The sequence below is a fragment of the Algoriphagus sp. genome, from assembly GCF_046296635.1.
Lineage (GTDB): Bacteria > Bacteroidota > Bacteroidia > Cytophagales > Cyclobacteriaceae > Algoriphagus.
The window spans coordinates 1-13,750 of sequence record NZ_JBKBKZ010000021.1; the positions used below are offsets into that span (position 1 = coordinate 1).

Sequence of the window (13,750 nt, forward strand, 5' to 3'; positions counted from 1 at the left end):
AAAACTAACGGACACCGAGCGAAGCCGAGGTGAAACTAAATAGAATTTGGCTACTGGCAGAATTGCGTATATCCATAGTAATTAAATATGATTATCCGCTTTTCCACCAGTAGCGAATTTTCTTTTAGTTACGGGTCGGATGTTCGGTGACCGAAGACCGATGAATCCCAAAATCAAGTGTTTCGAGGTGTTCTCTATTCTATAATTTGAATTACTGGTAAAATTGCGGATATACATTTAATTAAAAATGGTACTAAACTAAAAGATCCCGCCGAAGCGGGATCTTTTTTAAATTTTAACCTCCGAAATCATCGAATCGGATATTTTCTTTCGGAATACCCATATCATCCAACAGTTTCAAAACCGCTGCATTCATCAAAGGAGGACCGCAGAGGTAATATTCAATTTCATCTGGCTCTTGGTGGTTTTTTAGATAATTATCGTAAAGGACTTGGTGAATAAATCCAACGTAACCGTCTCCCTCTCCATCCAATGCGGTTTTAATTTTCCAATTGTCTTCCGGCATTGGCTCTGAGAGTCCGATGTGAAATTGGAAATTAGGAAAGTCTTTCTCTATATCTCTGAATTGAGGAGTGTAAAAGAGTTCCTTCTTGGATCTACCACCGTACCAATATGAAACTTTTCTAGAAGTCTTTTCAGTATGGAACAGGTGAAATATATGAGATCTCAATGGCGCCATACCAGCTCCACCACCGATATAAATCATCTCTCTTTCAGTTGGATTGATGTGGAACTCTCCATAAGGACCGGATATGGTAACCACGTCACCTGGCTTTCTACCGAAAACATAAGAGGAGCAAACTCCTGGATTTACATCCATCCATCTGTTGTTTGCGCGGTCCCAAGGTGGAGTGGCAATACGAATAGTTAACATGACGATGTTTCCTTCCGCAGGGTGATTAGCCATTGAATATGCTCTGAAGAGGGGCTCGTCATTTTTCATGACAAGACTCCAAAGGCCAAACTTATCCCAATCACTCTTATAAACATCAGCAGGGTGACCTAAATCAGGATGTGGAGTAATATCCATATCCTTGAAAGGAACGGTAATCGCAGGAACGTCAACCTGAATATATCCGCCTGATTCAAAATCGAGGTTTTCACCCTCAGGCAATTTTACTTTAAATTCCTTGATGAAAGTGGAAACATTATAGTTGGAAACAACTTCACAATCCCATTTTTTAATTCCAAAGATTTCTTCCGGAACTCGGATTTTCATGTCCTGCTTTACCTTCACCTGGCAAGCAAGCCTGACATGTCCTTGTTGCTCGGCACGGCTGAGGTGACCAATTTCGGTAGGAAGGACATCGCCTCCACCCTCTTCGACTACACATTTGCACATAGCGCAAGTTCCTCCACCACCACATGCGGATGGGAGAAAAATCTTCTGACCACCTAGTGTAGAAAGCAGGTTGGTGCCAGCAGCAGTTACGATTGGATTGCTTTCATCTCCATTAATGATAATCCTGACATCACCGGAATTAACCAATTTAGACTGTGCAAAGAGGAGAATAAATACCAGTAGCAGAATAATGACCGTGAATGCTACAATGGAAGTAATAATTACAGAACCCATGAAATATTGGTTTTACTTTTTCGTATGGATTGAACCCGTTTTGGGTGCACAAATATATTTATAAATCAATAAAACAGGCCAATTAGACTTTCAAATTTGGCTTGAATACATTGGTAATTTGATGAGATAACTGATTAATTGTTCAGGAGGTTTAGCAAAGTGGTTAATCGTGATTTCAACTGTCGTCTATCGATGATGAAATCCAAGAATCCGTGTTCCAATACAAACTCCGAACTTTGAAAACCTTTTGGAAGATCTTTACCGATGGTCTCTCTAATAACCCTTGGGCCGGCAAAACCGATAAGCGCCTCAGGTTCGGCAATGTTGAAATCTCCTAACATGGCGTAAGAAGCCGTCACTCCACCTGTGGTTGGATCAGTCATGAGGGATATATAAGGAATGGCAGCTTGGTCCAAGAGCGCAAGCTTGGCGGATGTTTTAGCCATTTGCATTAGGGAAAAACCCGCTTCCATCATTCTGGCTCCGCCGGATTTTGAGATCATCAAAAAAGGCACTTTGTGTTTCAGCGAATAATCAATCGCCCGAGCGATCTTCTCGCCTACTACCGATCCCATTGATCCGCCGATGAAGTTAAAATCCATACAGGCGACAACGATTTCCAGGGCATTCATTTTGCCATGAGCCGTCCGGACCGCATCATTGAGCTCTGTTTTTGTGATAGTCGCCTCGATTCGCGATGAATAGGGTTTAGTATCTGAAAAATTCAGAGGATCGCCGGACTTCATGCCTTCATCCAACTCGGTAAATTCGTTGTTGTCAAAAAGGATCTCAAAATATTCCTTGGATCCGATTTTTACATGAAAGTCATCATCAGGACAGACGAAAGAATTACTTTTCAGCTCTCTGGTATGAATGATATTTCCATTTGGTGTCTTAAACCAAAGCCCATCGGGAGCATCCTTCTTTTCAGCGGTGGAAGTTTTAATGCCTTTGTCAGTTCTTTTAAACCAAGCCATAGAGAATTGTTAGATCGATATTTTGACAAGTCAAAGGTGTAAATTTAGGCCTAATATCCATTAAATAAAACTCCATTTTGATTCATCTGAATATTCCTCTCCACCGGATTTCCGTATCGGTCCGTTTGCACTGAAGTCAAATAGCCTGAAGTTTATTTTAAACTATTTGTAAATGAGAATCAATTTTGGCTGCTAAGGGCCTCTACGAGGGCTAACATTTCATCTAAAGCGTAAATGCGCTCTTCGCTCAAATCGGAGAAATCTAATAGTGCCGGCAAAGGTAGATCCCCGTTGTTTCCAATCTCCGGCCATATTGGAGGTTCTGATAGCCAATTACCGGAAGAGTCCCTCATGTGGTTTCTGTCTGAAACAAAAGAATTGAGGTAATCACAGGAATCAATTGCTTTGAAACATGGCATGTTTTCAGCGGTCCAGTTTTCATGTTTTTCAAAGGTCTTTTGCATGTATTCCATTCCTGAAAGAGGGACAGGCAAAGTGGAATCAAAATCATAAATTAAGCTCAAGTGTTCATTTGAGGCCAATAAAATTACATGGTAGTTCCACCAAACAATTTCATAGTTATTGATTGATTTTTGAAATCTGAAAGGACAGTATTTACTGCTATTTGAAACAATCAAAACTTTCTTTGAAAAGCTTTCCAATGCAGGATTTTGACATAAGTGCCAGATATTTTCTTCGCAAAAATTTGCGGAATACTTGAATTCTTTGATTTCCATTTTCAATACAAAAGTACGACACTTACCAGTCTATATACCTCAAATCATAGCTTATAGTTTTTGAATGTCTCAATAGATTTTCACAAAACTAAAAAACCGTCCAAATCCTTGCTTAAAGACCATTTAAAGTTTCAGCCTAAAAAAATAATCAAAATTTTATTGTTGGATTTCCTCTCATTTATGAAAAAAATGAATGCCTTTTTACTTTATATTGAAAAGATTACGAATTTTCGATTTTGATTCCAACCCATCCAATATTGCCTAATTGACCTATGAGCCTTGCTCTTCTACTTCTTATTTCTGCTATCATTTTATTTGTAGCATACCGATTTTATGGGAATTTCGTCTACAAAAAATTTGGGTTGGATAATTCCAAAAAAGCTCCTTCTCATCTTCTTCGGGATGGAATCGACTATGAGCCAAGCAAGCCAATTGTTGTCTTAGGTCACCATTTTGCTTCAATAGCCGGTGCGGGACCAATCGTAGGACCAATTATCGCTGTCACTTTTGGCTGGATACCAGCCGTAATTTGGATTTTGGTAGGAGGAATTTTCTTTGGGGCAGTGCATGATTTGGGAAGTATGGCCGCATCTCTTAGGACAGAAGGTAAATCGATAGGTGTCATCATTCGAAATCAAATTGGGCCAAAAGGGAAACAGCTTTTTGTGATTTTCAGCTTTTCCACGCTTATCCTTGTAATAGGAGTTTTTGCCGATATTATTGCCAAAACATTCATTTCAAATCCTGGTGTAGCATCCGCATCAATACTTTTTATTCTTCTCGCTGTCGGCTTTGGTTTTGTCAACCGACTGGTTGGATCAAGCAAAATTGCTTTTATAATCCTCACTGTAGTCGGAGTTGTGTTGATGTACTTTTTCGTCTACTTGGGAACTCAGCTTCCCTTCGTAATGGATTATAATTTTTGGATTTTGGCTTTGTTGGGATACGCTTTTTTAGCCTCAGTGACACCTGTCAGCATGCTACTTCAACCTCGGGATTACCTCAATAGCTACTTGCTCTATGGAATGATGATTGCCGCTGTGGCAGGAGTCTTCATTGCAAATCCTCAGATTGAAATGACTTCTCAAATTCAAACCTCAAGCGAAAGTTTGGGTTACATTTTTCCTGTTTTATTTGTTACGATTGCCTGCGGAGCTATCTCTGGCTTTCACTCACTTGTAGCTTCCGGGACTACTTCCAAGCAACTGGACAAAGTAAGCGATGCAAAGGTGGTAGGATTTGGAGGGATGCTGATTGAGTCATTTCTCGCTATTATCGCAGTTGGTGCAGTGGCTGTTCTTTCTCGTGAAGAATATACCTTAAGACTAGGGGCTGAGGGGCCGGTTGCACTGTTTTCTAATGGAATTGGAGGAATGATCGCAACACTGGGAATTTCAGAATCCTTCGCTGTGGGATTTGTCGCCTTGACAGTTTCTGCCTTTGCGTTGACTACACTGGATACTTGTACCAGATTGGCGAGATTCACTTTACAGGAATATTTTGAAGACATTCCGCAGCCAGCAGCACAAGTAGTGGCCAAGAATCGCTACCTGTCTACCGTAGTCGTGGTTGTTCTTTCAATTTTGCTTTTGGCATCAGGAGAATTCAGCACACTGTGGCCGATTTTCGGTTCAGCAAATCAGCTTTTGGCAGCATTGGCATTACTGACCATCGCAGTTTGGCTAATTCGGAAAAAAATCCCGGCCACCTTTGTCATCATTCCCATGTTTTTCATGTTCACTGTGACCTTGGCTTCTTTGGGTTTATTTGCCTGGAAAAATTTTCAGGAAAAGGGTTACGTTTTGGCATTTATCGCAGCATTGCTTTTTATCCTTGCCATTTCTCTGATATTCCTTGCTTTCAAGAGTTTGAAAAGTGAGGTCAAAGAGCCTTTAAAAGCTCTTTGACCTCATTAATTACTATTAATCTATTTGATCAAGTTTGGCCTTTGCTACAGAATAAGCACCTACTGCTATTCCTTGTTTTACTCCTTCCTCGGAATCAAACCTATAATGGATGCCTCCATATACTCGTGACATCGCAGCTTCATCGGCCCATTTTCTGAATTTTTCAGCGTCAGAGGGAAAGAAATGGGAAAGAACTTCTGCCGCTGCTCCTGAGAAAGTGCTATGTCCCGAGGTATATGCGGGAAAATTTGGAGTACCCAATATGGTTTTGAATCCAGGAATAGTCTGTATGGGTCTCGGATAATGGTAATAGTATTTGGTATCCCAGCAGCTTATCCCCGCATCCACTATTGCCATATTCATATATGCGAAAACTCTTGCAGTTCGAACTGGGCTGAATCGATAATTGACAACAGTCTCTTTGGCTAATCGATTCCAGTGACCTGGAGGGCTGTAGGAATTCAATCCATCATTCCAGAAGTTAGCAATTCTACGCTGCTCGACAGTGAGATTTTTTGCAAATCGCTTCAACTCTTCTACATCTTTGTTGAATTCTTCAGAACCAATGGATGGCGGTACTTTTGCCCGGACCACTTCTACATTTGGAACATTCCAAAGTTTCACTCGACCAAATAGTGGCGCTAGCCCAACCGGTCGCTGAGGAGATTCCATATTTTCCCATTTCCATCCGAAGCGGGCAAAGGCCGCATTTTTAATGGAATCAGAAATAGGTCTAGCTGGTTGAGCATTTCTCATTCCATCGGTAGATGCTCTTGCGAGTACAACTTTTGATACTTCTGTTCCAATTATTTTCCCTGCTTCCACATCGCTTTTGACATTGATCCCGGCGATCACCAGCGATTCAAGGTGCTCCTCGGCTAGTTTGCTTAGGTATTCTTTTTCTAGCGGAAACATGACCGAAAGAACTTCTCTTGAGGTAATTGCAATTACAGCTCCATCAGAAGGATAGGAATTCAATCCATTCTCAGCATAGGCTGATTTGATCTGGGAATCCAATTCATAGGGTGCTTTCCGGGCAAATTTCTTCTTGTAATGCCAGGCCGTTATCAAGCCGTCGTATTGTGCCACACTGAGGTAGGCCAGCATTCGACTGATGTATGGTGGATGAGCAAAAGGAAAATTTGGTGTTGCTGAAGGATTTGCCGGATTTGGTAGGGTATAAGTCCCATCGAGATTTGGCCCGGGGATCAAATTGTATTTGACTGAAAGTTCCAAAGCAATTTCATTCCATCGAATCAGGGAATTGTTTGTCCAATACTTAACAGACTCACGCTGCGCAGCTGTGGCATTGGCGATTTTGTTTTTGGCATCCTGCAGTTCTTGATTGAGAGCTGGTGAACCGATTGCCGATGGTGTTGGAATGATGATCTGCTCATTTTTTGTCATGAGAATGAGGTTCCAATTACCTGCATTTTGATCCAATTCGGCATATTCATATCCTTCAAATTCCAACTTTGTAGGCAATTCATCCATACAGGAAACTGTAATTACCAAGATTGAGATAAGAAGAAATAGGTGTCGTATATGTAAATTCATTTTCTTAATTTTTTTTAGAAGGCTTTAAATTGATAGGTAAAACCCAGGCCAAAGCCCGAAAACTGTCCCATATTTCTGCCTGAAAACATGTGGTTGTAGTAGGCAAGGACACCGAGACCCCCATCCTTTTTGAAATAGTACTGAGCAAATCCACCTACCTGATCAAAATCAACTTTGTTGGTAGGTTGCGGGGTATTGTAGGATCGGATATCATCGCCTGATGCACATCTGAATGTTGTCACTACAGCCTCTACTCTAAGTTTTTTCTGCAAAAACCAAGACCCAATGGCCAATTGTCCATGAATCGCATCAGGCACATCCATGGTGGAAGTATAATAGCTTCCATCCTGATAGTAAAAGTTCCGCTCCGCTTCAGTTGTGCCTCGATGCAAATAAGCAATCGAGCCTCTCACATAGGGGCCTTTATTCAACTCATATTGACCAATTGCTCTAATCCCCAATTCATTTGCTCCAAATCCAAGACTGAACGGCATGTAATCGGATAAATAATTAGAAGCAGGTGTACTAAAGCTCAGGTTGGAAAAAGCCATCAATTTGCCTTTTCCAAGGCTTTTATCAATGAGTTGTGCTTTAAGGGAAAGTCCAAAATCCTGAATGCCCTCCACACCTGTTAGTTGTCCACCGGTTGCAGCGGTTTTTACATAAGGCAAGCTGACGATCAAATTGATTTTATCTGTGATTCCGCCAACAATCATTGGCATTAGCATTTTTCTATTGAAAGTCCCGATGTTTCCATTGGTGCGGAGGTAAGTCCCCTCCCAATAATGATCCCAATTGGCATCCTCATAGATGACAGCAATGCAGATTTCGCCTTTGGGCATCATCAATCCGTCAGTTGGTGTTTGGGAATAAGATAATTGTATCAGCCCCAAGCCTGTGATAAGCAGACCCAGGAACTTTGATTTCAAGTTCATAGGAATTGATAGTGTAAATAGATTAATAAAATATGCTTTACCCATGAATCAATTTTTGGCCTAGAAAAGGGCAAAAATTTAACTTTGGAAAGCAGGAAAAAGAATCACCCTTGCAAACCAGCAATGCTATGCATTGAAGAAAAGCAATGATTTATCCTATTCGGAAAATATCAGGAAACCTGCGGAGGAGGGGAGTCTAGCGTGAAATACGGACTCATGTAAGCTGAAAAAATAAACCCAATCTTATCTTTAATGCCGTTTTGCTCAACCAAAGCGATTTGAAAAACCTCAGGCTCAATGTAATCTTTTGCAAAAAGCTTCAATTGTAATTTTCCATTCTGGTCTTGAGGAAGTTGATCGTCTGTAAGAGATGAAATCCAACTCTTGACTGTGGATTCCAAAACTCTCCTAGCTGTATCCGGAACATAAACTACCTGAAGTGTATCATTCTGATAGCGCTGTTTGATGGCGCGGAAATACTTTCCGTCCTTTTCAAATCGTGTGTTGGTTGGCTGAAATTCCTCTTGGTTGGCCATGTAAGGTGCCGAAAGTGGAATTTGCATCAATCGCTCTTCTAAGGTTCCATTATACTCCCCATAGATTTTATCCTGCCAGTTGCTCTCGATAGTATATTGATAGGAATAATAGAATGCATAGTAGCCAAAATGATAAATGGCGAAGCATAATAAAAGTGCTATGGCTACTACTTTTCTCAAGGGAAAGGATTATGAGCTGGAAATTTGTACTAAAAATCTGAAAAAAAGAAACATGATTTTAGAAAAATTAATAAACCACAATATAAATTCGAATTCATACTTATGCCCGAATTTTATTTTGTTAAATCAGAATTTTATCTACCACAAGCCATAGGATTAGGCTAATTATAAGAGAAGCACCATAAATCTGAATAACCTTCAATCGATTAAACCGATCTAAAAACCACAAAACCAATACTGGCCTTATCAGTCCTAATAATAGGCTCACTAAAGAAAAAAGGACAAGTCCCCGCAATAGAATCTCAACTGCACCTAGCATGCTTTAAAAATAAAAAGGAACGACATCAGCCGTTCCTTTTCTATGAATTTAATTTCAGAAATTATTTTTTACGCTTAATCTCTTTCATCTCGTATCCTTCAATCGTATCGTCAATTTCGATATCATTAAAGTTTTTGATGGAAATACCACATTCGTAGCCTGCCTTCACTTCAGATACATCGTCTTTGAATCGCTTCAGTTGATCGATTTCACCTTCGTGAATTACAATACCACCTCTGATCACGCGGATCTTATTCTTTCTGGTAATGAAACCATCCGTAACATAAGATCCTGCAACAGTTCCGATCTTTGTGATTTTGAAGATTTCTCTTACGATAATATTACCGGTAATGACCTCTTCAAATGTCGGCTCAAGCATTCCTTCGATCGCATCTTTGATTTGATTGATCGCATCGTAAATGATAGAGTAATGACGGATTTCGATTTCTTCCTGCTCGGCAAGTTTCTTGGCATTGGAAGAAGGTCTTACCTGGAAGCCAAGAATAATCGCATCAGATGCGGAAGCTAGCAATACATCGGATTCGGAAATCTGACCCACACCCTTGTGGATGATGGATACCTTGACTTCGTCTTTAGAAAGCTTCAGCAAGGAATCAGAGAGTGCTTCAACTGATCCATCCACGTCACCTTTGATGATGATATTGAGTTCCTTGAAACTACCGATAGCCAAACGACGACCAATTTCATCCAAGGTGATATGCTTCTTGGTACGTAAGCTTTGCTCTCGTTGAATCTGTTCTCTTGAGTTGGCAATCTCTCTTGCTTCGCGCTCAGTGTCGTAAACTTTGATCGTATCACCTGCCTGAGGAGCTCCACTGAGACCCAACACTTGTACAGGTGTAGAAGGTCCAGCTTCTTTTAGTCTCTTGCCTTTGTGATCAAACATAGCCTTAACACGACCATAATGCTGGCCTGCGAGCATGATATCACCGATTTTCAGTGTACCAGCCTGAACCATAATAGTAGCTACGTATCCACGCCCTTTATCCAGGGATGCTTCAACTACAGTACCCATGGCATTTTTATTTGGATTTGCTTTGAGCTCAAGGATTTCAGCTTCAAGCAATACTTTTTCCAATAGTTCTTCAATTCCAAGACCTGTTTTGGCCGAAATATCCTGCGACTGGTATTTACCACCCCACTCCTCTACAAGTAGATTCATGCCTGCTAGCGCTTCCTTAATCTTAGCTGGATTGGCATTTGGTTTATCGACTTTGTTGATTGCAAAGATCATCGGAACACCACCCATCTGAGCGTGATTGATTGCTTCTTTTGTCTGAGGCATGATATTATCATCAGCCGCAATCACAATAATTGCCAAATCGGTGATTTTGGCACCACGGGCACGCATTGCTGTGAAGGCTTCGTGACCAGGTGTATCAAGGAAGGCAATTTTATGACCTGTTTGAGTCATCACGTCGTACGCTCCAATGTGCTGTGTAATTCCACCTGCCTCTTCGGAGGTAACTTTCGCCATTCGAATGTAATCGAGCAAGGATGTCTTTCCATGATCGACGTGACCCATGATAGTAACGATAGGCGCCCTATCCATCAGATCTTCAGCTTCATCTGCTGCATCTTCCACCATTTCGTCCTCAATGGACTTGGTAAATTCTACATCGTATCCGAACTCATCTGCTATGATGGTAATAGCCTCTGCATCCAATCGCTGATTGATGGATACAAACATGCCAAGTGACATACAAGTAGAGATAATCTGATTAACAGATACATCAAGAAGTGATGCAAGATCGTTGGCCGAGATAAACTCGGTTACTCTCAAAATTTTTAATTCTTCCCCTTCTACTTCTACTTCTCTGTCTCGATCAGCTCGCTTGTCTCTACGAGATTTGGATTTACCTGCACCAGGTTTAGTACCCTGAAGTCTTGCAAGGGTCTGCTTGATCTGATCTTGAATCTCTTTAGGTGTAGGGTCAGCCTTTTGGACTCGTGGCTGTGGTGCCCCGCCTCTTTGCTGATTCCCACCCGGTCTTTGTCCGGCTGGTCGTGGCGCACCTCTTTGATCCTGCGGAGGTCTATTTCCACCACCTGCATTTGCTCCAGGAGCTCCGGGTGTTCCAGGTTTATCGATGCGCTTTCGCGGTCGCTTTTTGTCTCTATTTCGTTCATCCGAGGAAGCGACAGGGCCTCCCTTTTTCTTCGGACGATCTACAGGAAGTTCTATTTTACCAAGTACAGTTAAGCCCTTGAGTGAATCAGCTTTGGCAGAAATTAATTGTTCCGGAACCGGTGGAACTGGAGCTTCTGTCGGTTTTACTACAACAGGAGCTTTAGGAGCCTCAGGCTTTGGAGTAGGTGCAGCAGGCTTTGGTGCTTGTTGCCCAGGTCTATGGCCTTGTTGATTAGGCCTATTATGTTGTTGACCACCTTTTGGATGTTGTCCAGGTCTTTGATCAGGTCTCTGTGGATTCTGCTGATTTGGATTCTGCTTACGTTGCTCCTGCGGTCTTTCATTCCGCTGTTGTGAAGGCGCATTTTGTTGGTTTTGAGCCGGCTTAGGAGCTGGCTTTTTTTCCAAATCGATTTTCCCAAGTATCTTGATTCCCTCCAATTTTGGGGCTTCAGATGTCACTTTGTCCGGCTCGGGTTCTGGTGCTGCGGAAGCTTGAACTGGCTGAGGCTCGGGAGTGGGTACTGGGTCAGGTATTACTACGGCAGGCTTTGGTTCTTCTTTAGGAACAGGTACAGGTATTGGCTCAGGAGCTTTCTCCTGTTTTGGCGGTTCTGGTTCCAGCGAAATAGGCTCATGCCGCTTCCCTATTGAAAGATGGGAAGCTTCTTCTTTATCCAGGGCAGAGGATTTGAACTCCTTCTCCAACATCCCCACTTGCTCCATGGAAATTTTGGAATTAGGATTATTCTCTACCTCAAAGCCCTTTTTAGCCATAGACTCAACAATGGTTGCCGTACCCACGTTGAGTTTTCTGGCTATTTGGCCTAAACGCATCATTTTCTCTTCTGACATAAGCAAAAACCGCTTTCGAAATTCTGTATAAAATTAGGTAATCTAGAGGGAGGTCCCTCTTTTATTGTTCAAATTCTTGTCTGAGGATTCTGAAAATCTCATCGACTGTCTCTTCCTCCAATTCTGTTCTTCTAGTCAAGTCTTCTTTGGTCAAAGCCAAAACACTCTTGGCGGTATCCAAACCTGTCTTTTTCAATTCTTCAATGATCCAGCCCTCGATTTCGTCAACGAATTCGCTCAAATCAACATCCTCATCATCGTATTCGTTTAACTCACGGAATACATCGATTTCAAATCCTACCAATCGGCTGGCCAACTTGATATTAAAACCGCCTTTGCCGATGGCAAGTGATACTTGATCAGGCTTTAAGAAAACTGAAATACGCTTTCTGTCTTGATCAACAGTAATCGAAGACACTTTAGCTGGACTAAGTGCTCGGGTCACATAGAGATCAAGATTCTCGGTAAAATTAATTACGTCGATATTCTCATTCTGCAATTCACGAACCACAGCATGAATTCTGGAACCTTTCATTCCCACACAAGCTCCTACAGGATCAATGCGGTCATCGTAAGACTCCACAGCTACTTTAGCTCTTTCGCCTGGCTCGCGAACTATTTTCACAATCGTGATCAAGCCATCATAAACCTCAGGAACTTCATTTTCAAACAAGCGCTCCAAGAATACTGGGGATGTTCTGGATAAAATAATCTTTGGGTTGCCATTATTCATGTCTACACGATGTACAATCGCCTTGACAGTATCCCCTTTTCTGAATCGATCTTTAGAGATTTGTTCTGCTTTTGGAAGGATCAATTCATTTCCATCTCCGTCAATCAACAGGATCTCACGACCCAAAATCTGATAAACTTCAGCAGAAACTATTTCTCCAACCTGCTCTTCATACTTATTATAGAGTATATCCTTCTCAAGATCTTTAATTCTCTGGATCAATGTCTGACGAGCCATCTGCACAGCTCTACGACCAAACTCCTCCAATTCGATCTTTTCGTATACTTCTTCACCAATTTCAAAATCGGGCTCAATTTTTCTAGCCTCTGTGAAACTGATTTTATCAAAATCCCAAATATCTTCGGAATCGTCGTCCACAATCTCCCGAATTCGGAAAATCTCGAGGTCTCCCTTATCAGCATTGATCGTGACGTCAAAATTTTCGTCAGTTTCAAACTTTTTTCGGATCATGGCTCTGAACACGTCTTCCAGAATACGGATCATAGTAGGTCGATCCACATTTTTAGATCTCGCAAACTCTGCGAAAGATTCTATTAAGATTTTGGCATCCATTTGAGTTATTTAAAAGATACTTGTACGATAGATTTTTTAATTTCCGAAAAAGGAACTAGTTGCTCCTCTTCGAAAGCCTTTTTCCCTTTTTCTTTTTTCTTGACTAGCAACTTTACCTTTTCTTCATCCAGCTCAAGCAATTTGCCCTGCACTTCGATGCCAGAGGTAAGTGTTACCTTCAGCTCCCGACCGATATTCTTCTGGTATTGCCTAAAACTACTGAGTGGGAAATCAACTCCAGGTGAAGAAACTTCAAGTATATAGGCATCTCCGATCATTTCATTTGCTTCCAGTTCTTCTGAAACCAAACGACTCACTTTGGCACAAGCTTGGATAGTAATTCCCTGATCCGCATCAATGAGAATCAAAACTTTGGTTTTACCAGCTATTTCCTCCAGTTTTACCTCCACCACAAAGTGTGAGGCATCTGGAAGATGCTTTGCTACCAACTCTCCAATCGCTTTTCTCAGTTCAGTCATAGCTACGAATAATGAAAGAGGGGACTTGTTGTCCCCTCCAGAAACTTTCGAATACGGTGCAAAAGTAATATAAAGAATTTCGAAATACAAAGCAGGAGCCTCTAATCCAGATTAGATCAAACTATTTCCTATACGAAAATTAAAAATAAACTTTAATTGGCTGTTTGGAAAATCATTTACCCTCATGAAATCGAGCATGACCCTGTCGGCGAC

General features: G+C 41.5%; 10 protein-coding genes. 1 reads left to right on the top strand and 9 read right to left on the bottom strand.

All coding sequences use genetic code 11. The features are described 5' to 3' along the window. Positions 1 to 295 precede the first annotated feature (295 nt). The 3 genes from nqrF to ACK4HU_RS14860 all read right to left on the bottom strand — a co-directional run bounded on the left by nqrF (position 296) and on the right by ACK4HU_RS14860 (position 3,311). On the bottom strand, positions 296 to 1,597 hold the full coding sequence (nqrF, locus tag ACK4HU_RS14850; RefSeq protein ID WP_409808038.1) for an NADH:ubiquinone reductase (Na(+)-transporting) subunit F: 1,302 nt from the start codon (positions 1,595 to 1,597) through the stop codon (positions 296 to 298). A gap of 134 nt (positions 1,598 to 1,731) precedes the next feature. Further along, a complete protein-coding gene (gene accD, locus ACK4HU_RS14855; protein ID WP_409808040.1) occupies positions 1,732 to 2,574 on the bottom strand; it encodes an acetyl-CoA carboxylase, carboxyltransferase subunit beta in 843 nt (280 codons plus the stop codon). Between the two features lie 179 nt (positions 2,575 to 2,753). Beyond that, on the bottom strand, positions 2,754 to 3,311 hold the full coding sequence (locus ACK4HU_RS14860) for a hypothetical protein (RefSeq protein ID WP_409808041.1): 558 nt from the start codon (positions 3,309 to 3,311) through the stop codon (positions 2,754 to 2,756). 272 nt (positions 3,312 to 3,583) lie between these two features. On the opposite strand from ACK4HU_RS14860, the gene ACK4HU_RS14865 reads away from it, so the two are divergent. After that, entirely contained in the window at positions 3,584 to 5,218 is a 1,635-nt protein-coding gene (locus tag ACK4HU_RS14865; protein ID WP_409808043.1) for a carbon starvation protein A, read from the top strand. A gap of 15 nt (positions 5,219 to 5,233) precedes the next feature. Here ACK4HU_RS14865 and ACK4HU_RS14870 read toward each other — a convergent pair whose 3' ends face one another. The 6 genes from ACK4HU_RS14870 to rimP all read right to left on the bottom strand — a co-directional run bounded on the left by ACK4HU_RS14870 (position 5,234) and on the right by rimP (position 13,537). Continuing rightward, a complete protein-coding gene (locus ACK4HU_RS14870) occupies positions 5,234 to 6,775 on the bottom strand; it encodes a phosphatase PAP2 family protein (RefSeq protein ID WP_409808045.1) in 1,542 nt (513 codons plus the stop codon). Positions 6,776 to 6,789: 14 nt separating this feature from the next. After that, positions 6,790 to 7,704, bottom strand: a complete 915-nt coding sequence (locus ACK4HU_RS14875; protein ID WP_409808046.1) for a transporter — start codon at positions 7,702 to 7,704, stop codon at positions 6,790 to 6,792. Positions 7,705 to 7,880: 176 nt separating this feature from the next. Then, positions 7,881 to 8,426 (bottom strand): hypothetical protein, encoded by a 546-nt coding sequence (locus tag ACK4HU_RS14880; protein WP_409808048.1) that lies wholly within the window; start codon positions 8,424 to 8,426, stop codon positions 7,881 to 7,883. A 380-nt stretch (positions 8,427 to 8,806) separates the two neighbouring features. Then, positions 8,807 to 11,752, bottom strand: coding sequence for a translation initiation factor IF-2 (gene infB / locus ACK4HU_RS14885; protein WP_409808050.1), 2,946 nt, complete (start codon positions 11,750 to 11,752; stop codon positions 8,807 to 8,809). A 61-nt stretch (positions 11,753 to 11,813) separates the two neighbouring features. Further along, positions 11,814 to 13,058, bottom strand: a complete 1,245-nt coding sequence (gene nusA / locus ACK4HU_RS14890; RefSeq protein WP_409808052.1) for a transcription termination factor NusA — start codon at positions 13,056 to 13,058, stop codon at positions 11,814 to 11,816. 5 nt (positions 13,059 to 13,063) lie between these two features. Beyond that, a complete protein-coding gene (gene rimP / locus ACK4HU_RS14895) occupies positions 13,064 to 13,537 on the bottom strand; it encodes a ribosome maturation factor RimP (protein WP_409808053.1) in 474 nt (157 codons plus the stop codon). Positions 13,538 to 13,750: the final 213 nt, after the last annotated feature.

Coding starts and splice junctions, on each gene's coding strand:
- ACK4HU_RS14860 (WP_409808041.1), bottom strand. CDS start 3,311: ATGGAAATCAAAGAATTCAAGTATTCCGCAAATTTTTGCGAAGAAAAT.
- ACK4HU_RS14865 (WP_409808043.1), top strand. CDS start 3,584: ATGAGCCTTGCTCTTCTACTTCTTATTTCTGCTATCATTTTATTTGTA.
- ACK4HU_RS14870 (WP_409808045.1), bottom strand. CDS start 6,775: ATGAATTTACATATACGACACCTATTTCTTCTTATCTCAATCTTGGTA.
- rimP (WP_409808053.1), bottom strand. CDS start 13,537: ATGACTGAACTGAGAAAAGCGATTGGAGAGTTGGTAGCAAAGCATCTT.
- accD (WP_409808040.1), bottom strand. CDS start 2,574: ATGGCTTGGTTTAAAAGAACTGACAAAGGCATTAAAACTTCCACCGCT.
- nqrF (WP_409808038.1), bottom strand. CDS start 1,597: ATGGGTTCTGTAATTATTACTTCCATTGTAGCATTCACGGTCATTATT.
- nusA (WP_409808052.1), bottom strand. CDS start 13,058: ATGGATGCCAAAATCTTAATAGAATCTTTCGCAGAGTTTGCGAGATCT.
- infB (WP_409808050.1), bottom strand. CDS start 11,752: ATGTCAGAAGAGAAAATGATGCGTTTAGGCCAAATAGCCAGAAAACTC.